Here is a 20,117-nt window from a genome sequence, read left to right on the forward strand (position 1 = left end):
CAAAAAGCAGGTGCCCAAATGGCTGATCATTACTTTTCCCACAATCCTCAATCCAAAAGTTCACCGAAGAAATGGAATTACCTATTACGAGGCAAGAATTACACGTTTATAAGCGACCACGGCGTTTTTTCAAGAAATGAAGTTGATTATGGTTCGAAATTATTGCTGGAACATTTTGAAGAGCCGGATATTGCGGGTGATTTTCTCGACTTGGGATGCGGGTATGGCCCAATCGGTATCGCGGTTGCCGACAGCTTTCGAGACAGACATGTTGTTATGTCAGATGTCAACGAACGGGCTATCACACTTGCGAGAAAAAACGCAGCCTGTAACCATATGGAAAACGTAGAAATTGTACTGAGTGATCGACTTGGCAATTTATCTAATCGGCAATTTGCTTCCATTCTGACAAACCCACCGATTCGTGCGGGTAAAAAGGTAGTCCATCAAATGTTTGAAGATAGCAGGAATGCCCTGTTACAGAACGGCAGGCTCTGGGTGGTCATCCAAAAAAAACAAGGCGCTCCATCCGCAATGCAAAGGCTTGAGGACCTTTTTGAGGATGTGAAAGTGGCTACCCGTAGTAAAGGGTATTACGTACTGGTCGCCACAAATGGTTGACCCTAAATGGCATGTGTGGTAAGATAGTAAAATGCTAATATGGGACTTCCTTTGTCAAGTTGTCAAGAGGAATTTTATTTAAAAATTAGACGTATAATTTATCGGTAATCGGAGACAATAATGGAATCGATTATTATTATAGTGGCTGCGGCAATCAATGCGGGTCTCTACTTGCCGATTAGAAGAAGTTTGACACTAGGCAGTTGGTTTAAGTTATTGTCAATACTAATTAAACAGTAGTACGCGTGCTATTGTTATTTTTAGCTATGTGGCAATCATTCGTATTTTAGACAGAAAGTGTTAGGGAGACTTCGTGGAGTCTACAAATAGGTTAAGGTCGGAAGCTGACTGACGCTTTCTTAAAACCGTATTAAAAATGACTGATGGACAAATCAGTTGTTTTTTCAAATATTATAGTCATTTTTCAAGTTATAAGGTAAGAAATCTATGAAAGAAAAATGCTTGATTTGAGGGGTGAAGCAGTTGACAGGTCAACTAGTTCAGTATGGACGGCACCGCCAGCGTAGAAGTTATGCACGCATTAGCGAGGTGTTGGAGCTACCGAATCTAATCGAAATCCAAACCGCTTCCTATCAGTGGTTTTTGGAAGAAGGGATTCGGGAAATGTTTCAGGATATTTCTCCGATAGAGGACTTTGCGGGTAATTTATCACTTGAATTTGTCGATTACAGTCTCGGAGAACCGAAGTATCCTGTGGACGAATCAAAAGAACGGGATGTCACATATAATGCTCCGCTTCGTGTCAAAGTCCGGCTAATCAATAATGAGACCGGTGAAGTGAAAGAACAGGAAGTGTTTATGGGTGACTTTCCGTTGATGACAGATACCGGTACATTTATCATTAATGGAGCTGAACGTGTTATCGTCTCCCAGCTTGTCCGGTCACCGAGTGTCTATTATAGTGAAAAGTATGATAAAAATGGCAAACGTGGTGCGGCTGCGACCGTTATTCCAAATCGAGGAGCATGGCTTGAGTTTGAAACAGATGCTAAAGATGTCGTTTATGTAAGGATAGACCGTACGCGTAAACTACCGATTACGGTGCTTTTGCGTGCGCTAGGCTTTGGTACGGACCAGGAAATTATTGACCTTATTGGTGATAATGAATACCTCAAAAATACGTTGGAAAAAGACAATACGGAAACGACGGAAAAGGCCTTGCTTGAAATCTATGAACGCTTGCGTCCTGGAGAGCCGCCAACAGTTGAAAATGCCAGAAGCCTGCTTGTTTCGCGCTTTTTTGATCCGAAGCGATATGACCTGGCTCATGTTGGCCGCTATAAGGTCAATAAAAAATTGGACATTAAAAACCGTTTGTTCAATCAAGTATTGGCTCAGCCAATCGTCGATCCTGAAACCGGCGAAGTCATTGCACAAAAGGGAGATAAACTTGAACGGCGGTTGCTTGATAAAATCACACCTTATTTGGAAAATGTGGAACATATGACAGGTGAAAAAATCGTTGAACCAAATGAAGGAGTTCTTGACGATTCGATTCGCCTGCAATCGATTAAAATCGTTGACCCGACAGACCCTGATGGTGAACGCCAGTTGGAGGTTATCGGTAATGCGAATGTTGATGACAGCACGAAACATATTACACCGGCAGACATTTTATCAGCAATTAGTTACTTCTTTAACCTGTTGCATCGCGTCGGCGGTACAGATGATATTGACCATTTGGGTAATCGTCGTCTTCGTTCAGTTGGAGAGTTGCTGCAAAATCAGTTTCGGATTGGACTGTCACGGATGGAACGGGTTGTGCGTGAAAGGATGTCCATTCAAGATACATCAAGTATAACGCCGCAGCAGCTAATTAATATCCGGCCTGTCATTGCGTCTATCAAAGAGTTTTTCGGCAGCTCGCAGCTTTCACAGTTTATGGATCAGACAAACCCGTTAGGAGAATTGACTCACAAACGACGTCTGTCTGCTCTTGGTCCCGGCGGATTAACGCGTGAACGTGCCGGGTTCGAGGTACGTGACGTTCACTACTCCCATTACGGTCGTATGTGCCCGATTGAAACGCCGGAAGGACCGAACATCGGTCTGATCAACTCGTTATCCAGTTATGCGAAGGTTAATCAGTTTGGTTTCATTGAGACACCTTATCGTCGCGTTGATCAGGAAACAGGGCAAGTGACAAACGAAACGGACTACCTCACAGCAGATGAGGAAGATAACTATATTGTCGCACAAGCGAACGCCCGATTAAATGATGACGGAACCTTTACTGAAGATGAAGTTATTGCTCGTTTCCGAGGTGAGAACACGGTTGTTCCCCGTGAAAAAATTGATTATATGGACGTTTCACCAAAACAGGTTGTTTCAGCTGCAACAGCATGTGTACCCTTTCTGGAGAACGATGACTCTAACCGAGCTTTGATGGGTGCGAACATGCAGCGTCAAGCAGTACCACTGATGGAACCTGAAGCACCAATTGTAGGGACTGGAATGGAGTATGTTTCCGGCAAGGACTCTGGTGCCGCTATCATTTGCCGTAATGAAGGCATTGTTGAACATGTCGAGGCAAAAGAAGTACGTGTGCGTCGTATTTCGGAAGTCGATGGCAAGGAAGTGAAAGGCGACCTGGACGTTTACCGGATGCAGAAATATATTCGCTCTAACCAAGGAACATGCTACAATCAACGCCCTATTGTCAGTAAAGGTGATCGGGTGACGAAAGGTGAAATTCTTGCTGACGGCCCTTCGATGGAAAACGGCGAATTAGCACTGGGCCGAAATGCACTCGTTGGGTTCATGACATGGGAAGGCTATAACTATGAAGATGCGGTCATTATGAGTGAGCGACTTGTTAAAGACGATGTGTACACATCGATTCATATTGAAGAATATGAATCAGAAGCCCGTGACACAAAACTTGGACCGGAAGAAATAACTCGGGATATCCCGAACGTTGGCGAAGATGCACTAAAAGATCTTAATGAGGATGGGATCATCCGTGTAGGTGCAGAAGTTTCCGATGGGGACATTCTTGTTGGTAAAGTAACACCTAAAGGGGTAACCGAACTATCTGCGGAAGAACGTTTGCTACACGCCATTTTTGGTGAAAAGGCACGCGAGGTCCGCGACACATCATTACGTGTGCCGCACGGAGCAGGTGGTATTGTACTCGATGTAAAGATCTTTAACCGTGAAGATGGAGATGAGTTATCTCCAGGTGTCAACCACCTCGTTCGTGTGTATATCGTTCAAAAGCGGAAGATATCAGAAGGGGATAAGATGGCAGGACGACACGGCAACAAGGGTGTTATCTCAAAAATTCTGCCAGAGGAAGATATGCCGTATCTGCCAGATGGCACCCCGCTTGATATTATGCTGAATCCGCTTGGTGTTCCTTCGCGGATGAACATCGGACAGGTGTTCGAGCTGCATTTGGGAATGGCAGCACGACAGCTTGGTCTGCATATGGCTACACCGGTTTTTGACGGAGCAACCGAGGAAGATGTATGGGAAACGATGGAAGAGGCAGGATTACCGAAGGATGCGAAAACAATCCTTTACGATGGAAGAACGGGCGAGCCGCTTGACAACCGTATTTCAGTGGGTGTTATGTACATGATTAAACTGGCCCACATGGTTGATGACAAATTGCATGCCCGCTCCACTGGCCCATATTCCCTTGTTACCCAGCAGCCATTGGGCGGTAAGGCTCAATTCGGCGGTCAGCGCTTTGGCGAAATGGAAGTCTGGGCACTTGAGGCTTATGGTGCTGCTTACACATTACAAGAAATTCTAACGGTTAAATCTGACGATGTTGTTGGACGTGTTAAAGCATACGAATCAATCGTTAAAGGTGATAACGTAAGCGAACCAGGAGTGCCGGAATCTTTCAAAGTACTCATTAAGGAACTGCAAAGCCTCGGAATGGACGTGAAAATGCTATCCAGTGATGAGTCTGAAATCGAAATGCGCGAACTGGAAGAAGAGGATTCACAGGCAGCAAGCAAATTAAACCTGGAAACTGAAGAAGTAGACAGCTGAGACGAACAGTTATGTGAGGTGAACATTGCCAGTTGGTGAAATTGGAATATTTAACCAACTGGCCTCCATCTTGCTTTTCAGGTTGACTGGAAAATCGGACACTAAAAGGGAGGTAGACCCTTGCTGGATGTAAATAATTTTGAGTATATGAAAATAGGGTTGGCTTCATCGGAAAAAATTCGCTCATGGTCATACGGTGAAGTGAAAAAACCAGAGACAATCAATTATCGCACACTAAAGCCGGAAAAAGACGGGTTATTTTGCGAACGAATTTTTGGACCGCAAAAAGATTGGGAATGCCATTGCGGTAAATATAAACGTGTGCGCTATAAAGGGGTTGTGTGTGATCGATGCGGTGTGGAAGTCACCAAAGCCAAGGTGCGCCGCGAACGTATGGGTCATATTGAATTGGCTGCCCCCGTTTCTCATATTTGGTATTTTAAAGGAATCCCTAGCCGCATGGGACTTGTATTAGACATGTCTCCCCGTGCGCTGGAAGAAGTCATTTACTTTGCTGCATACATTGTTACAGAACCGGGCGACACCCCTTTAGAGAAGAAACAACTATTATCTGAAAAGGAATATCGAGCTTATTATGATAAGTATGGTGCCTCGTTCAAAGCGCAAATAGGGGCAGAGGCCATTCGTAAACTCCTAGAGGATATTGACCTTGACAAAGAAGCTGAAACACTTAAAGAGGAATTGAAAACAGCGCAAGGGCAACGCAGAACCCGTGCAATCAAACGTCTGGAAGTAATTGAGTCATTCCGCAATTCTGGTAATGACGCATCGTGGATGGTCCTTGATGTGTTACCAATCATCCCGCCGGAAATCCGCCCAATGGTTCAACTTGATGGCGGACGTTTCGCAACATCGGATTTAAACGATTTGTATCGTCGGGTCATCAACCGTAATAACCGGCTGAAGCGATTGCTTGACCTTGGTGCTCCGAGCATCATTGTACAGAACGAAAAGCGCATGCTACAGGAGTCGGTTGATGCATTGATTGACAATGGACGCCGTGGACGCCCTGTTACAGGTCCTGGGAATCGTCCGCTAAAGTCTCTTTCCCATATGCTAAAAGGAAAGCAAGGGCGATTTCGCCAAAACTTGCTCGGCAAACGTGTAGACTATTCGGGTCGTTCTGTCATTGTTGTAGGTCCTAGTTTGAAAATGTATCAATGCGGCCTGCCGAAAGAAATGGCACTGGAACTGTTTAAGCCATTTATCATGAAGGAATTGGTTGAAAAAGGCTATTCGCATAACATTAAATCGGCAAAACGCAAGATTGAACGAGTGCATCCGGAAGTATGGGATGTATTGGAAGAAGTCATTAAAGAACACCCGGTACTATTGAACCGTGCACCAACATTGCACCGTCTCGGTATCCAAGCATTTGAACCTGTATTAGTGGAAGGTCGGGCTATTCGCCTGCACCCGCTAGTCTGTACGGCTTATAATGCTGACTTTGACGGAGATCAGATGGCTGTACACGTGCCGCTTTCTGCTGAGGCGCAAGCAGAGGCACGCGTTCTGATGCTTGCTGCGCAGAACATCCTGAACCCGAAAGACGGTAAACCAGTTGTTACGCCATCACAGGATATGGTTTTAGGTAACTATTATTTAACACTTGAACGTGCAGGTGCGGTTGGAGAAGGAAGCCGATTTAAAGATACGGACGAAGCGCTGCTAGCCTACCAAAATGGTTATGTTCACTTACATTCAAGAATTGCAATTAAAGCATCTAGCCTGAACAAAAAATCATTTACTGCAGAACAGCAAGAACAGATGCTATTGACGACCGTTGGTAAACTTATATTCAATGAAATATTGCCAGAGTCCTTCCCGTTCATTAACGAACCGACTAAACACAACTTAGAAATCGAGACGCCGGAAAAATACTTTGTTGAACAGGGAACTGACATAGTGGAGGAAATTAAGAGCCGTGATCTCATATCGCCGTTCAAAAAAGGTATATTAGGCGATGTTATTGCGGAAGTATTTAAAAGGTTTAAGATTACAGAAACATCCAGAATGCTTGACCGTATGAAGGATCTTGGTTTCAGTTACTCAACTAGGGCAGGTATGACAGTCGGTGTATCTGATATTGTTGTACTTGGCGAAAAAGAAGAGATTCTTGATGAGGCACAGAATAATGTTGATAAGGTACTTAAGCAATTTAGACGTGGTCTAATCACGGATGATGAACGATATGATCGTGTTATTGCAATTTGGTCAAAAGCGAAGGACGACATCCAGGAAAGGCTGATGGAATCACTTGATAACCGTAACCCAATCTTTATGATGAGTGATTCAGGAGCCAGGGGTAATGCGTCCAACTTCACACAGCTTGCAGGTATGCGTGGTCTTATGGCCAACCCATCAGGGAAGATCATTGAATTACCGATTAAATCCAGCTTCCGTGAAGGTCTGACAGTACTGGAATACTTTATTTCAACACACGGTGCTCGTAAAGGTTTGGCTGATACGGCGTTAAAAACAGCTGACTCTGGATATTTAACACGACGCCTTGTGGACGTGGCGCAGGATGTCATTATACGTGAAGATAACTGTGGAACGGACCGCGGTCTAACAGTTGCTGCACTGAAAGACGGAACCGAGGTGATCGAGCCACTTATTGACCGTCTGGTTGGACGTACGGCATTTGAAAATGTGCGCCACCCGGAAACAGGTGAGATCTTAGTTGAGAAAAATGAGGTAATGACGGAAGATCAGGCCAAGCAAGTAACTGAAGCTGGCATTGAAGAAGTTATTATCCGTTCGGTATTCACGTGCAATACAAAACATGGTGTCTGCAAGAAATGTTATGGACGCAACCTCGCCACGGGTAATGAAGTAGAAGTTGGCGAAGCAGTTGGTATTATTGCTGCACAATCCATTGGTGAACCTGGTACACAGTTAACCATGCGTACATTCCACACAGGTGGTGTAGCGGGAGATGACATCACACAGGGTCTGCCGCGTATCCAGGAGCTGTTTGAAGCGCGTAATCCGAAAGGGCAGGCAGTCATCAGTGAGGTCTATGGTACTGTTGAGGAAATCAAAGAAGGAAAAGACAAACAGGAAATTGTTGTCCAGGGTGAAGTGGAACAGCGCACATATCCGGTTCCGTATAATGCTCGTATGAAGGTTACCGCCGGTGATGAAGTGATTGCTGGACAAGAACTCACAGAAGGTTCAGTCGATCCGAAAGAGCTGCTAAAAGTGCAAGGTTTCGAAGGCGTGCAGCAGTATCTATTGCGTGAAGTGCAAAAAGTATATCGCATGCAAGGTGTCGAAATTGGTGACAAACACGTAGAAGTAATGGTTCGTCAGATGATGCGTAAGATCCGTGTTGTTGACTCTGGTGACACAAGTGAACTCCCAGGATCATTACTGGAGATTCACCAGTTCAAAGAGGCAAACCGTACAGCACTGCAGGAAGGTGCACAACCAGCTATTGGTAAACCGGTTCTGCTCGGAATTACGAAGGCATCCTTAGAGACAGACTCCTTCTTATCAGCTGCATCCTTCCAGGAAACAACACGTGTACTGACTGATGCCGCCATAAAAGGTAAGCGTGACGAGTTGTTGGGTCTAAAAGAAAATGTCATCATTGGTAAACTGGTTCCTGCGGGTACTGGTATTAACCGTTACCGCAATTTGGAAGCAGAAACAGATGACCCAGAAGAAAATATAGAAGAAAACGAAGAGACAGAAACAGTACGATAATTAATTTGTAAAAAAACCGGAAGCACCCAAAATAAATGGAAAATAACATTGACAATAAAAAAAGAGAATGGTAATATATCCAGGGTGCTTCCGATTACATTGTTGCTTTGGAGGATATGCAAAATGTCTTATGAAAAAGTAACCCGGTTCCAGAAAAACCTGGTGATCGGAACGAAACAAACACTTAAGGCAATTAGAAATGGTGCTGCAAGTGAAGTGTTTATTGCTGATGATGCTGATTGGGAAGTCACACAGAAGGTAGAAAAACTGGCTGAAGAGCTAGAAGTTCCGTACCGTCGTGTCGATTCGAAAAAAAGACTAGGTTCCGCATGCGGAATTGACGTAGATGCATCAGCTGTGGCAGTAAAACAATAGAAGTTTTGGCGACTTTTCGCGAAAGCTTTGTTTTTTGCAAAAAGATGAACCACCTGGATATGTGGTATTACAAACCGCATTTTGGTGGCAATCTGCAAATCATTACTACTTACGTTTGAAAGGAGGAAAACAAGGATGCCTACAATAAATCAACTTGTACGTAAAGGTCGTGTGAATAAACCAAAAAAGTATGACTCACCAGCATTAAACTGGGGGTACAACAGTTTTAAAAAGGGATTCACACAACTTAATTCACCGCAAAAGCGTGGTGTCTGTACACGTGTCGGCACACTCACACCAAAGAAACCAAACTCAGCACTTCGTAAATATGCACGTGTGCGTCTCTCCAATAGTATGGAAGTGACGGCATATATTCCAGGAATTGGTCACAACCTGCAGGAGCACAGTGTTGTCCTTATTCGTGGTGGTCGTGTGAAAGACTTGCCAGGTGTGCGTTATCATATTGTTCGTGGTGCGCTTGATACTGCTGGTGTTGAAGGACGTGCTAAAGGTCGTTCGAAATACGGCACGAAGAAGCCAAAAGCGAAGAAAAAATAGATTGTTAATACAAAAACGGGAAAGGAGGGGGACATATGCCACGTAAAGGACCAGTACCAAAACGCGATGTCTTGCCAGATCCGCTATATAACTCTAAGCTAGTAACTCGTCTGATTAACCAAATTATGATAGACGGTAAGCGAGGTAAAGCACAAAAAATACTATATAAAGCATTTGAGATAGTTTCAGAACGAAGCGGTCAAAATGCAATGGAAATTTTCGAGCAGGCCATGAAGAATGTTATGCCTGTACTGGAGGTTCGTGCACGTCGTGTAGGCGGGTCGAACTATCAGGTGCCAATGGAAGTGCGTCCGGAACGCCGTCAGGCACTAGGACTTCGCTACATTGTTAACTACTCACGTCTCCGTGGAGAAAAGACCATGGAAGAACGTCTAGCAAACGAAGTTCTTGATGCCTCCAACAATACAGGAGCATCTGTTAAACGCCGTGAGGAAATGCATAAAATGGCTGAAGCCAATAAAGCATTTGCACACTACCGCTGGTAATAAAAACTTGATAAAGCTTACAACAGAAAGGAGAAGAATACATGGCCAGAGAGTTCTCCTTGGAAAAGACGCGTAATATCGGTATTATGGCGCATATTGATGCGGGAAAAACCACTACTACCGAGCGTATTCTTTTCTATACAGGACGTATTCACAAAATCGGTGAGACCCACGAAGGCGCATCACAGATGGACTGGATGGAACAAGAGCAGGAACGTGGAATTACAATCACATCTGCTGCTACAACAGCCCAGTGGAAAAACCACCGTATAAATATTATTGATACGCCAGGTCACGTGGACTTCACCGTCGAAGTTGAACGTTCACTGCGTGTGCTTGATGGGGCGGTCACTGTACTTGACGCCCAATCAGGTGTTGAACCCCAGACCGAAACAGTGTGGCGGCAGGCGACAACTTATGGTGTGCCACGAGTTGTCTTTGTTAATAAGATGGACAAAGTTGGCGCGGACTTCATGTACTCAACAAATACACTTAAAGAACGCCTAGGTGCCAATGCGCGTGCGGTGCAACTACCTATCGGTGCTGAAGATAATTTCGAGGGTATTATTGACTTGGTGACGATGCAGGCGTTCTACTACGAGGATGAATTGGGAACACGTGCAGAGGCTCGTGAAATTCCTGATGACTACAAAGAAAAAGCTAAAGAATTACGCGCAGAGCTGGTGGAATCTGTAGCAGAACTTGACGAAGATTTAATGATGCAATACCTTGAAGGTGAAGAAATCTCCAACGAGCAGCTTAAACAAGCTATTCGTACTGCGACGTTGAACGTTGAATTCTATCCTGTTTACTGCGGTTCAGCATTTAAGAATAAAGGTGTTCAACTGGTGTTGGACGGTGTGATTGATTATCTTCCTGCACCAACGGATGTGCCTCCAATTGAAGGTTTTGATCCTGAAACTGAGGAAGAGACAACACGCCCATCAGACGACAGTGCACCTTTCTCTGCACTTGCATTTAAGGTCATGTCAGATCCGTATGTAGGTAAGTTGACATTCTTCAGAGTATATTCAGGTACACTTGATTCCGGCTCATACGTTAAAAACTCCGTGAAGGATAAGCGTGAACGTGTCGGTCGAATTTTGCAAATGCACGCAAATTCGCGTAAAGAAATCAAAACGGTTTATGCAGGTGAAATTGCTGCAGGAGTTGGACTTAAGGATACCGCTACAGGTGAAACACTTTGTGATGAAAAAGATCTTGTTGTCCTTGAGTCAATGGAATTTCCAGATCCGGTTATTTCCGTTGCTATCGAGCCAAAAACAAAGGCAGACCAAGATAAAATGGCGATTGCACTCGGCAAGCTAGCTGAGGAAGACCCGACGTTCAAAACGGAAACTGACGTAGAAACAGGTCAGACAATTATATCTGGCATGGGTGAATTACATCTTGACGTTATCGTTAATCGACTGAAGGTTGAGTTTAAAGTGGAAGCACAAGTTGGTGCACCGCAAGTGGCCTATCGTGAAACATTCCGCTCTTCAGCAGAAGTTGAAGGGAAATTCATCCGTCAGTCCGGTGGTAGAGGTCAGTACGGCCACGTATTGGTCGAATTCGAACCGAACGAAGAAGGCGCAGGATTTGAATTCGAAAATAAAATCGTTGGCGGTGTTATACCACGGGAATACATCCCATCTGTTGAAGCGGGGATCCGTGAAGCTATGGAAAATGGCGTCCTAGCTGGTTACCCAATGATTGACATCAAGGCAAGATTGTTTGATGGTAGCTACCATGACGTCGACTCGAATGAAATGGCATTTAAGATTGCGGGATCCATGGCACTTAAGGAAGCTAAGAGTAAGTGTAAGCCAGTTTTACTTGAGCCAATGATGAAGGTAGAAGTGGTTATCCCTGAGGAATATATGGGAGACATTATGGGTGATGTAACATCCCGCCGCGGACGTGTGGAAGGAATGGAGCCACGCGGACCTGCGCAGCTTGTTAGAGGGTTTGTACCGCTCGCTGAAATGTTCGGGTATGCAACATCTCTACGTTCCAACACACAAGGTCGAGGAACATTTACCATGCACTTTGACCATTACGAGGAAGTACCGAAGAGCATTTCCGAAGAGATTATTAAGAAAAACATGGGAGAATAATTGATTTTTCCTGTCAACTGACGTATAACATTTATAGAAGGCTAAGGGCGAGCGTGATCGCTTCCCCTTGCTTGATATAAATTATAATAATTATTTTTATTTATTAAAGGAGGAACTATACATGTCTAAAGAAAAATTTGACCGCTCAAAAAGTCACGTTAATATTGGAACGATTGGCCACGTTGACCATGGTAAAACAACACTGACTGCAGCCATTACAACAACAATGCATCAAAAATCAGGTAAAGGCGCAGCAATGGCATTTGACCAAATTGACCATGCTCCAGAAGAAAAAGAACGTGGAATTACAATCGCTACATCCCACGTTGAATATGAAACAGAAGGTCGTCACTATGCTCACGTTGACTGCCCGGGCCACGCTGACTATGTTAAAAATATGATCACTGGTGCTGCGCAAATGGACGGAGCTATCCTGGTAGTATCTGCTGCTGATGGTCCAATGCCACAAACGCGTGAACATATTCTGCTTTCACGTAACGTTGGTGTTCCGGCGATTGTTGTATTCCTTAACAAAGTTGATATGGTTGACGACGAGGAACTTCTTGAACTTGTTGAAATGGAAGTACGTGACCTGTTAACAGAATATGACTTCCCTGGAGACGATATTCCAGTAGTTAAAGGTTCAGCTTTGAAAGCTCTTGAAGGTGATGAAGAGCATCAGGAAAAAATCATGGAACTGATGTCAGCGATTGATGAGTACATCCCAACACCAGAGCGTGACCATGATAAGGCGTTTATGATGCCAGTTGAGGACGTATTCTCCATCACTGGACGCGGTACTGTTGCTACTGGTCGTGTTGAACGCGGTACAGTTAAAGTAGGGGACGATGTTGAAATTGTAGGCCTTGCTGAAGAATCAAGAAAAACAACAGTTACAGGTGTGGAAATGTTCCGTAAGCTTCTTGACTATGCTGAAGCAGGTGACAATATTGGTGCGCTTCTGCGCGGTGTATCACGTGAAGACATCAACCGCGGTCAAGTTTTGGCTAAACCGGGTTCCATCACACCACATACAAAGTTTAAAGCAGAAGTTTATGTACTGTCCAAAGATGAAGGTGGCCGTCATACACCGTTCTTTGCTAACTATCGTCCGCAGTTTTACTTCCGTACGACGGACGTAACTGGTGTTATCCAACTTCCAGAAGGAGTAGAAATGGTAATGCCTGGTGACAACGTTGAAATGCAGGTTGAGCTGATTTCTCCAATTGCCATTGAAGACGGTACACGTTTCTCCATCCGTGAAGGTGGACGTACGGTAGGATCTGGTGTTGTTACAACAATCCAGGAGTAATTAAATAAGAAGAAAACAGGCAGCGAGGCGCCGCGCTGTCTGTTTTTTGATATCAAGGATTTTATAGATTTAGGTTGCACAGGAAACTAAGGTACCCAATCAACCACGCCTAGTTCCGTCATACAGGGCGTTGCGTCCTTATCCTGCAAGCATGCTTGCGTTCTCGTTATAAAGGCCAAAAAGAATCATGGATCTGTATGATTTTATTAACATAGAAGACTTAGCGTTGTGACACATACTTTTTAAGGAAATCCATATAAAACCCTTGCAAATGGACTACTAAGTTTGTATAATACATAGATGTGCGCAATTAATTGATGGAGAAATCAATGGTTGCTAAACTCATCACTATTTATTATAATACTAATGTTCGTCAAAAAGTGATGAAGTGGAAGGTTGTTGATACACCCGGCCCCTTTGCCATGGCGGGTGGTCAAGAAATTTTCATGGAGCTTGTCTATTTAAAATGGACGTAAAGGAGGGAAAATAATGGCAAAAGAAAAGATTCGAATTCGGTTAAAAGCTTATGATCATCGCATTTTAGATCAATCCGCTGAAAAGATCGTGGATACTGCAAAGCGATCAGGGGCGAATGTTTCCGGGCCAATACCATTACCTACAGAAAGATCTGTTTACACGGTATTGCGCGCAACACATAAGTTTAAAGATGCTCGTGAACAGTTTGAAATGCGTACGCATAAACGTTTAATCGACATCGTGAGCCCAACACCACAGACAGTTGACTCACTTATGCGACTCGACTTACCGTCTGGTGTTGATATTGAAATTAAATTATAATTAATTGACTTATTATAGGAGGTGTAACGGATGACGAAAGGAATCTTAGGCCGCAAAATCGGCATGACTCAGCTCTTCTCAGAAGAAGGTGAACTGACACCGGTGACGGTCATTCAAGCAGAGCCAAACGTAGTTCTTCAAAAACGTACAATGGAAAACGATGGCTACGAAGCAGTACAACTCGGTTTTGCCGACAAAAAGGAATCACGTTCAACGAAGGCGGAGAAAGGTCATGCTGAAAAAGCAAGTACAACTCCTAAGCGCTACGTTCGTGAAATCCGTAACGCAAACCCTGATGAATATGACGTTGGTCAGGAGCTTGGCGTTGATATTTTTGCTGCGGGAGACATGATTGATGTAACTGGTATCACGAAAGGGAAAGGGTTCCAAGGTGCAATTAAGCGACATGGACAACAACGTGGTCCGGAAACGCACGGTTCCCATTATCATAGAGGTCCAGGTACATTGGGTGATATCAACTCCATGCACGTGTTTAAAGGTAAGAAACTTCCTGGTCAGATGGGTGGAAAGCAAGTGACTATCCAGAACCTTGAAGTGGTAAACGTGGATACTGAACGTAACCTTCTGCTGGTTAAAGGCAACATTCCAGGTGCAAAAAAGTCATTCGTAAAAGTAACGAATGCATTGAAGGCTAATTAATCATAGAAACGAAAGGAGGATATGTCATGCCTAAAGTAGCACTATTAAAACAAGATGGGTCTCAAGCCGGAGACATCAATTTGAACGACGCCGTTTTCGGTATTGAGCCAAACACACATGTGTTGCACGAGGCGGTTGTGATGCAGCGTGCGTCAATGCGTCAAGGAACACACAAGGTAAAGAATCGCTCGGAAGTACGAGGCGGAGGTAGCAAACCATGGCGCCAAAAAGGTACGGGCCGTGCACGTCAAGGTTCAATTCGCTCACCACAATGGGTAGGCGGAGGAACAGTATTTGGTCCGACCCCACGTAGCTACAGTTATAAATTGCCGAAAAAAGTACGTCGTTTAGCACTAAGGTCAGCACTGTCATCGAAGGTGAAAGAAGACAATTTGTTTGTTTTAGATAACATTGCCATCGATGCACCGAAGACTAAAGAGGTTAAGAATATGCTTGCTGCACTTGATGCGGACACAAAAGCGCTAATTGTAACAGAGGAAGAAGACGTTAACGTTGCCCGCTCGGCAAATAATCTTCCAAATGTCCATGTGCTTACGGTGAAAGAAGTGAATGTATTAGATTTACTGCAGCATGATAAGCTGATTATAACGAAGGATGCAGCTGAAAAAGCAGGGGAGGTGCTTGCACAATGAAAGATTCACGTGATATTATAAAGCGCCCTGTCATCACAGAAGAATCTGCTGATTTAATGTCGGAAAAGAAATACACATTCGAAGTGAATTCGAAGGCTAATAAAACGGAGATTAAAGAAGCTGTTGAATCTATTTTTAACGTCAAAGTAGATAAAATAAATACAATGAATGTTAAAGGTAAATTCAAACGGATGGGCCGTTATGGTGGCTATCGTCCGGACCGTAAAAAAGCTATTGTGCAGCTTTCAGAAGACAGTGAAGAACTGGACTTCTTTGAAGGCTAAATAACAAACAAGTGAAGGAGGGAAAAAGATGGCGATTAAAAAGTTTAAACCAACTTCAAACGGCAGGCGGAATATGTCTGCATCTGATTTTTCGGAAATAACGACTGACACTCCGGAAAAAACCCTGTTAAGCCCATTGTATAAACGCGGCGGACGTAACAACCAGGGGAAAATGACAGTTCGTCATCAAGGCGGCGGCCACAAGCGCCAATACCGTATCATTGACTTCAAACGTGATAAAGATGGCATTCAAGGACGAGTTGCCACGGTTGAATATGACCCGAACCGTTCAGCTAATATAGCATTGATTCATTATGCAGACGGTGAAAAGCGCTATATCTTGGCACCGAAAGGTATTAAAGTTGGACAGGAGATCATATCCGGTCAAGATGCTGACATTAAACTAGGCAACGCACTGCCATTAGCTAATATCCCTGTCGGTACGATTATTCATAACATTGAATTGAAGCCAGGCCGCGGAGGCCAATTGGTACGCTCTGCTGGAGCGGATGCACAAGTACTCGGTCGCGAAGGTAAATATACACTAGTACGCCTGGCATCGGCTGAAGTTCGTTTGGTATTGTCCACTTGCCGTGCTACAATCGGTCAAGTAGGAAATATTGAAAATGAACTTGTTCGTGTTGGTAAAGCAGGACGCTCACGCTGGCTTGGTAAACGCCCTACCGTCCGAGGATCTGTTATGAACCCGAACGATCACCCACACGGCGGTGGTGAAGGACGTGCACCAATCGGTTTGAAATCACCAGTATCACCTTGGGGCAAACCAACAATCGGTTATAAGACACGTAAGCGTAATAAGCCTTCAGATAAGTATATTGTTCGCAAACGCAAAAAATAACCGGAACTTGAGACGGCAATAGAAAGTACTGCCATCTATCCGTGAAAGGAGGTTTATCCATGGGTCGTAGCTTGAAGAAAGGACCTTTTGCAGATGACCATCTCTTGAAAAAAGTCGAGAATTTAAATGAATCTAATAAAAAACAAGTCATTAAGACTTGGTCCCGTCGTTCCACTATTTTCCCACATTTTGTAGGGCATACGATTGCTGTATACGACGGTCGTAAACATGTGCCTGTCTATGTTACAGAAGACATGGTCGGTCATAAACTGGGTGAATTCGCGCCAAGCCGTACGTTTAAAGGGCATTCTGGCGATGATAGGAAAACAAAACGCTAATGAGAGGAGGCACTCTACATGCAAGCAAAAGCCGTAGCGAAATCTGTTCGTATTGCTCCTCGTAAAGTTCGTTTAGTCATAGATTTGATTCGAGGAAAAGAAATCGGCGAAGCAATTGCTATTTTGCGTCACACACAACGTGGAGCTTCACCGGTTGTGGAGAAGGTTTTGAACTCTGCAGTTGCAAATGCGGAGCATAATTACGAAATGGAAGCCGATAATTTGATGATATCTGAAGCTTTTGTTGATGAAGGTGTCACATTGAAAAGATTCCGTCCGCGTGCACAGGGACGCGCAAGCCAAATCAATAAACGCACTAGCCACGTTACAATCGTGGTAACAGAAAAGAAGGAGGGGTAGTCAGTGGGTCAAAAAGTTAATCCAAATGGCCTTCGCGTTGGCGTCATCCGTGACTGGGAGTCAAAATGGTATGCCGGCAGCGAATATGCAGACTTACTTCACGAAGATATTAAAATCAGAGAATATCTTGAAAACCGTCTGAGAACAGCTGCTGTTTCCCATATTGATATTGAACGTGCAGCAAATCGCGTGAATGTAACAATTCACACCGGGAAGCCTGGAATGGTTATCGGAAAAGGCGGTTCTGAAGTTGAAGCTTTGCGTAAATCTTTGAACAGCCTGACAGGCAAACGTGTTCACATTAATATCGTTGAAATCAAAAAGGTTGACTTAAATGCAACGCTTGTTGCCGAAAATATTGCTCGTCAACTTGAGAACCGTATTTCGTTCCGTCGTGCGCAGAAGCAAACGATTCAGCGCGCTATGCGTGGCGGAGCAAAAGGTATAAAAACACAAGTGTCCGGACGTCTCGGCGGAGCTGATATTGCCCGCGCGGAACATTATAGTGAAGGAACGGTTCCATTGCACACACTGCGTGCCGACATAGATTATGGTACAGCGGAAGCAGACACCACTTACGGTAAATTGGGTGTTAAAGTGTGGATCTATCGTGGAGAAGTCCTTCCAACGAAAACAGAAAACTAAGGAAGGGGGACATGCATAATGTTAATGCCTAAACGTGTTAAATACCGCAAACAGCACCGTGGCCGTATGAAAGGTCAAGCAAAGGGTGGGAAGACAGTAGCCTTTGGTGAATATGGCCTGCAGGCTGTTGAACCGACTTGGATTACTAGCCGTCAAATCGAAGCTGCTCGTATCGCGATGACTCGCTACATGAAACGTGGCGGTAAAGTATGGATTAAAATATTTCCTGATAAGCCATATACTGCAAAGCCCCTTGAGGTACGTATGGGTTCCGGTAAAGGTGCTCCCGAAGGCTGGGTAGCAGTAGTGAAGCCTGGGAAAATTATGTTTGAAATAGCAGGTGTATCCGAAGAGGTTGCGCGTGAAGCGTTGCGGCTTGCTTCTCATAAACTGCCGATTAAAACTAAATTCGTAAAACGTGAAGAAATTGGTGGTGAATCAAATGAAAGCTAATGAAATTAGGGAACTAACCACTGCCGAAATTGAACAAAAAGTAAAGTCGTTAAAAGAAGAACTCTTTAATTTACGCTTTCAGCTCGCAACAGGTCAACTAGAAAACACTGCGCGCATTCGTCAAGTGAAGAAGTCAATTGCCCGCATGAAAACTGTTGTACGCCAGCGTGAACTAAGCATCAATAATTAACCTGAGAGGAGGTTGCCTTGATATGAGTGAGCGTAATAACCGGAAAGTTTACACAGGCCGTGTCGTATCCGATAAGATGGACAAAACTATCACTGTGTTAGTTGAGACTTACAAGTTCCATCAGCTCTATGGCAAACGTGTTAAGTATTCCAAAAAGTTTAAAACACATGATGAAAATAACCAAGCTAAAAATGGCGACGTTGTTCAGATCATGGAAACCCGTCCGCTGTCAGCTACGAAACGTTTCCGTCTGGTTGAAATCGTTGAAGAAGCGGTCATTATATAAATAAGTTCGCTCGGAAGGTATCCGAAGGGAGGTCACAGCGATATGATTCAACAAGAAACTAATTTAAAAGTTGCAGATAACTCTGGTGCTCGCGAAGTAAAAGCCATCAAAGTTTTGGGCGGATCGGGCCGCAAGACAGCCAACATTGGTGATGTAATTGTTTGCACGGTGAAACACGCTACACCAGGAGGCGTTGTCAAAAAAGGCGAAATTGTTAAAGCAGTTATCGTTCGTTCAAAGTCCGGAGTGCGCCGTAATGATGGATCTTATATTCGTTTTGATGAAAATGCTGCCGTAATTGTGCGTGATGACAAGGGCCCTCGAGGCACTCGTATTTTTGGACCGGTTGCGCGCGAATTGCGCGAGGCAAAATTCATGAAAATCGTATCTCTTGCTCCGGAAGTATTGTAAGAAAAAGAAAAGCCTTGCCAAGGAGGTGCGTAAAGCATGCATGTGAAAAAAGGTGACAAAGTAAAAGTTATTTCCGGCAAAGACAGTGGAAAAGAAGGAACGATATTAGAAGCGTATCCGAAAAAAGAACGTGTACTGGTGGAAGGTATTAACATGATTAAGAAACATGCAAAACCTTCACAGGATAACCCACAGGGCGGGATTCTGAACCAGGAAGCTGCTATCCATGTTTCCAATGTAATGCCAATCGATCCAAAAACCGGCGAGCCAACACGGGTTGGTTATGAATCACGTGATGGGAAAAAGGTTCGTATCGCTAAAAAGTCCGGTGAAGCATTAGATAAATAGATCGCAGGTGAAAGGAGGGCTCTCGTGATGAATGAATTAAAACGACAATATCAGGATGAAATTATGCCATCTTTGATGAATAAATTTGAATATGATTCCGTAATGGAAGTACCTCAGATCGAAAAGATTGTTGTCAACATGGGTGTTGGCGATGCTGTTCAAAACACGAAAGTATTGGACAATGCTGTAGAGGAACTTGCGCTCATTTCCGGTCAAAAACCGGTAGTTACACGTGCTAGAAAATCAATAGCTGGCTTCCGTTTACGTGAGGGAATGCCGATTGGTGCAAAAGTTACGTTAAGAGGCGAACGGATGTATGAATTTCTGCAAAAACTAATTGCGGTTTCACTTCCACGCGTTCGCGACTTTCGCGGAATATCCAAAAAAGCTTTTGATGGCCGTGGCAACTACACGCTTGGTATTAAAGAACAGCTGATTTTCCCGGAAATCAATTACGATAAAGTAAGCAAAGTACGTGGTATGGATGTTGTTATTGTAACTACATCCAATACGGATGAAGAGGCACGTGAATTGCTGACTCAGCTCGGCATGCCTTTCCAGAAATAAGCCAAGGGCTAATCT

General features: G+C 44.2%; 23 protein-coding genes. All 23 read left to right on the forward strand.

The features are described 5' to 3' along the window. The first annotated feature begins 18 nt into the window (after window positions 1–18). Window positions 19–621, forward strand: a complete 603-nt coding sequence (locus tag FFL34_RS09740; protein WP_138603279.1) for a class I SAM-dependent methyltransferase — start codon at window positions 19–21, stop codon at window positions 619–621. 483 nt (window positions 622–1,104) lie between these two features. Continuing rightward, the gene (rpoB, locus tag FFL34_RS09745) at window positions 1,105–4,647 is read left to right on the forward strand and encodes a DNA-directed RNA polymerase subunit beta (protein WP_138603280.1); all 3,543 of its coding nucleotides are present in this window, start codon (window positions 1,105–1,107) and stop codon (window positions 4,645–4,647) included. A 120-nt stretch (window positions 4,648–4,767) separates the two neighbouring features. Beyond that, complete coding sequence (gene rpoC / locus FFL34_RS09750) at window positions 4,768–8,379, forward strand: DNA-directed RNA polymerase subunit beta' (RefSeq protein ID WP_138603281.1); 3,612 nt, start codon at window positions 4,768–4,770, stop codon at window positions 8,377–8,379. 123 nt (window positions 8,380–8,502) lie between these two features. Next, complete coding sequence (locus FFL34_RS09755; protein ID WP_138603282.1) at window positions 8,503–8,754, forward strand: ribosomal L7Ae/L30e/S12e/Gadd45 family protein; 252 nt, start codon at window positions 8,503–8,505, stop codon at window positions 8,752–8,754. 135 nt (window positions 8,755–8,889) lie between these two features. Continuing rightward, the gene (gene rpsL, locus FFL34_RS09760) at window positions 8,890–9,312 is read left to right on the forward strand and encodes a 30S ribosomal protein S12 (RefSeq protein ID WP_138603283.1); all 423 of its coding nucleotides are present in this window, start codon (window positions 8,890–8,892) and stop codon (window positions 9,310–9,312) included. Between the two features lie 35 nt (window positions 9,313–9,347). Continuing rightward, window positions 9,348–9,818 (forward strand): 30S ribosomal protein S7, encoded by a 471-nt coding sequence (rpsG, locus tag FFL34_RS09765; protein WP_138603284.1) that lies wholly within the window; start codon window positions 9,348–9,350, stop codon window positions 9,816–9,818. Between the two features lie 41 nt (window positions 9,819–9,859). Beyond that, complete coding sequence (gene fusA / locus FFL34_RS09770; protein WP_138603285.1) at window positions 9,860–11,938, forward strand: elongation factor G; 2,079 nt, start codon at window positions 9,860–9,862, stop codon at window positions 11,936–11,938. A 121-nt stretch (window positions 11,939–12,059) separates the two neighbouring features. Further along, window positions 12,060–13,250 (forward strand): elongation factor Tu, encoded by a 1,191-nt coding sequence (gene tuf / locus FFL34_RS09775; RefSeq protein WP_138603286.1) that lies wholly within the window; start codon window positions 12,060–12,062, stop codon window positions 13,248–13,250. 329 nt (window positions 13,251–13,579) lie between these two features. Further along, window positions 13,580–13,726 carry a hypothetical protein gene (locus tag FFL34_RS18255; protein ID WP_171046339.1) on the forward strand — a complete coding sequence of 49 codons (147 nt, stop codon included), beginning with the start codon at window positions 13,580–13,582 and terminating at the stop codon, window positions 13,724–13,726. 13 nt (window positions 13,727–13,739) lie between these two features. Then, window positions 13,740–14,048 (forward strand): 30S ribosomal protein S10, encoded by a 309-nt coding sequence (gene rpsJ / locus FFL34_RS09780; protein ID WP_138603287.1) that lies wholly within the window; start codon window positions 13,740–13,742, stop codon window positions 14,046–14,048. Window positions 14,049–14,078: 30 nt separating this feature from the next. Next, complete coding sequence (rplC, locus tag FFL34_RS09785; protein ID WP_138603288.1) at window positions 14,079–14,708, forward strand: 50S ribosomal protein L3; 630 nt, start codon at window positions 14,079–14,081, stop codon at window positions 14,706–14,708. 26 nt (window positions 14,709–14,734) lie between these two features. After that, the gene (rplD, locus tag FFL34_RS09790; RefSeq protein WP_138603289.1) at window positions 14,735–15,361 is read left to right on the forward strand and encodes a 50S ribosomal protein L4; all 627 of its coding nucleotides are present in this window, start codon (window positions 14,735–14,737) and stop codon (window positions 15,359–15,361) included. Then, the gene (rplW, locus tag FFL34_RS09795; RefSeq protein WP_138603290.1) at window positions 15,358–15,645 is read left to right on the forward strand and encodes a 50S ribosomal protein L23; all 288 of its coding nucleotides are present in this window, start codon (window positions 15,358–15,360) and stop codon (window positions 15,643–15,645) included. Before rplD ends, rplW begins: the two co-directional genes overlap by 4 nt. 28 nt (window positions 15,646–15,673) lie before the next feature. Further along, entirely contained in the window at window positions 15,674–16,504 is an 831-nt protein-coding gene (rplB, locus tag FFL34_RS09800; RefSeq protein ID WP_138603291.1) for a 50S ribosomal protein L2, read from the forward strand. Between the two features lie 59 nt (window positions 16,505–16,563). After that, window positions 16,564–16,842, forward strand: coding sequence for a 30S ribosomal protein S19 (gene rpsS, locus FFL34_RS09805; RefSeq protein WP_138603292.1), 279 nt, complete (start codon window positions 16,564–16,566; stop codon window positions 16,840–16,842). Between the two features lie 18 nt (window positions 16,843–16,860). Next, entirely contained in the window at window positions 16,861–17,202 is a 342-nt protein-coding gene (rplV, locus tag FFL34_RS09810; protein ID WP_138603293.1) for a 50S ribosomal protein L22, read from the forward strand. 3 nt (window positions 17,203–17,205) lie between these two features. After that, window positions 17,206–17,847 (forward strand): 30S ribosomal protein S3, encoded by a 642-nt coding sequence (gene rpsC / locus FFL34_RS09815; RefSeq protein ID WP_138603294.1) that lies wholly within the window; start codon window positions 17,206–17,208, stop codon window positions 17,845–17,847. An 18-nt stretch (window positions 17,848–17,865) separates the two neighbouring features. Then, window positions 17,866–18,300: a 50S ribosomal protein L16 gene (gene rplP / locus FFL34_RS09820; protein ID WP_138603295.1), complete on the forward strand. Its 435-nt coding sequence runs from the start codon at window positions 17,866–17,868 to the stop codon at window positions 18,298–18,300. Continuing rightward, entirely contained in the window at window positions 18,290–18,490 is a 201-nt protein-coding gene (rpmC, locus tag FFL34_RS09825; protein WP_138603296.1) for a 50S ribosomal protein L29, read from the forward strand. Before rplP ends, rpmC begins: the two co-directional genes overlap by 11 nt. Window positions 18,491–18,512: 22 nt before the next feature. Further along, window positions 18,513–18,776: a 30S ribosomal protein S17 gene (gene rpsQ / locus FFL34_RS09830; protein ID WP_138603297.1), complete on the forward strand. Its 264-nt coding sequence runs from the start codon at window positions 18,513–18,515 to the stop codon at window positions 18,774–18,776. Between the two features lie 42 nt (window positions 18,777–18,818). Continuing rightward, window positions 18,819–19,187: a 50S ribosomal protein L14 gene (rplN, locus tag FFL34_RS09835; protein WP_138603298.1), complete on the forward strand. Its 369-nt coding sequence runs from the start codon at window positions 18,819–18,821 to the stop codon at window positions 19,185–19,187. Between the two features lie 36 nt (window positions 19,188–19,223). Then, entirely contained in the window at window positions 19,224–19,535 is a 312-nt protein-coding gene (gene rplX, locus FFL34_RS09840) for a 50S ribosomal protein L24 (protein WP_138603299.1), read from the forward strand. A gap of 27 nt (window positions 19,536–19,562) precedes the next feature. Further along, window positions 19,563–20,102 (forward strand): 50S ribosomal protein L5, encoded by a 540-nt coding sequence (gene rplE, locus FFL34_RS09845; protein WP_138603300.1) that lies wholly within the window; start codon window positions 19,563–19,565, stop codon window positions 20,100–20,102. Window positions 20,103–20,117: the final 15 nt, after the last annotated feature.

The sequence above is a fragment of the Lentibacillus cibarius genome, from assembly GCF_005887555.1.
In the GTDB taxonomy this organism is placed as follows: domain Bacteria; phylum Bacillota; class Bacilli; order Bacillales; family Amphibacillaceae; genus Lentibacillus; species Lentibacillus cibarius.

Coding starts and splice junctions, on each gene's coding strand:
- rplV (WP_138603293.1), top strand. CDS start 16,861: ATGCAAGCAAAAGCCGTAGCGAAATCTGTTCGTATTGCTCCTCGTAAA.
- rplE (WP_138603300.1), top strand. CDS start 19,563: ATGAATGAATTAAAACGACAATATCAGGATGAAATTATGCCATCTTTG.
- FFL34_RS09740 (WP_138603279.1), top strand. CDS start 19: ATGGCTGATCATTACTTTTCCCACAATCCTCAATCCAAAAGTTCACCG.
- FFL34_RS18255 (WP_171046339.1), top strand. CDS start 13,580: ATGGTTGCTAAACTCATCACTATTTATTATAATACTAATGTTCGTCAA.
- rplB (WP_138603291.1), top strand. CDS start 15,674: ATGGCGATTAAAAAGTTTAAACCAACTTCAAACGGCAGGCGGAATATG.
- rplN (WP_138603298.1), top strand. CDS start 18,819: ATGATTCAACAAGAAACTAATTTAAAAGTTGCAGATAACTCTGGTGCT.
- rpsS (WP_138603292.1), top strand. CDS start 16,564: ATGGGTCGTAGCTTGAAGAAAGGACCTTTTGCAGATGACCATCTCTTG.
- rpsL (WP_138603283.1), top strand. CDS start 8,890: ATGCCTACAATAAATCAACTTGTACGTAAAGGTCGTGTGAATAAACCA.
- rplD (WP_138603289.1), top strand. CDS start 14,735: ATGCCTAAAGTAGCACTATTAAAACAAGATGGGTCTCAAGCCGGAGAC.
- FFL34_RS09755 (WP_138603282.1), top strand. CDS start 8,503: ATGTCTTATGAAAAAGTAACCCGGTTCCAGAAAAACCTGGTGATCGGA.
- rplP (WP_138603295.1), top strand. CDS start 17,866: ATGTTAATGCCTAAACGTGTTAAATACCGCAAACAGCACCGTGGCCGT.
- rpsQ (WP_138603297.1), top strand. CDS start 18,513: ATGAGTGAGCGTAATAACCGGAAAGTTTACACAGGCCGTGTCGTATCC.
- fusA (WP_138603285.1), top strand. CDS start 9,860: ATGGCCAGAGAGTTCTCCTTGGAAAAGACGCGTAATATCGGTATTATG.
- rpsG (WP_138603284.1), top strand. CDS start 9,348: ATGCCACGTAAAGGACCAGTACCAAAACGCGATGTCTTGCCAGATCCG.
- rplW (WP_138603290.1), top strand. CDS start 15,358: ATGAAAGATTCACGTGATATTATAAAGCGCCCTGTCATCACAGAAGAA.
- rplX (WP_138603299.1), top strand. CDS start 19,224: ATGCATGTGAAAAAAGGTGACAAAGTAAAAGTTATTTCCGGCAAAGAC.
- tuf (WP_138603286.1), top strand. CDS start 12,060: ATGTCTAAAGAAAAATTTGACCGCTCAAAAAGTCACGTTAATATTGGA.
- rplC (WP_138603288.1), top strand. CDS start 14,079: ATGACGAAAGGAATCTTAGGCCGCAAAATCGGCATGACTCAGCTCTTC.
- rpmC (WP_138603296.1), top strand. CDS start 18,290: ATGAAAGCTAATGAAATTAGGGAACTAACCACTGCCGAAATTGAACAA.
- rpsJ (WP_138603287.1), top strand. CDS start 13,740: ATGGCAAAAGAAAAGATTCGAATTCGGTTAAAAGCTTATGATCATCGC.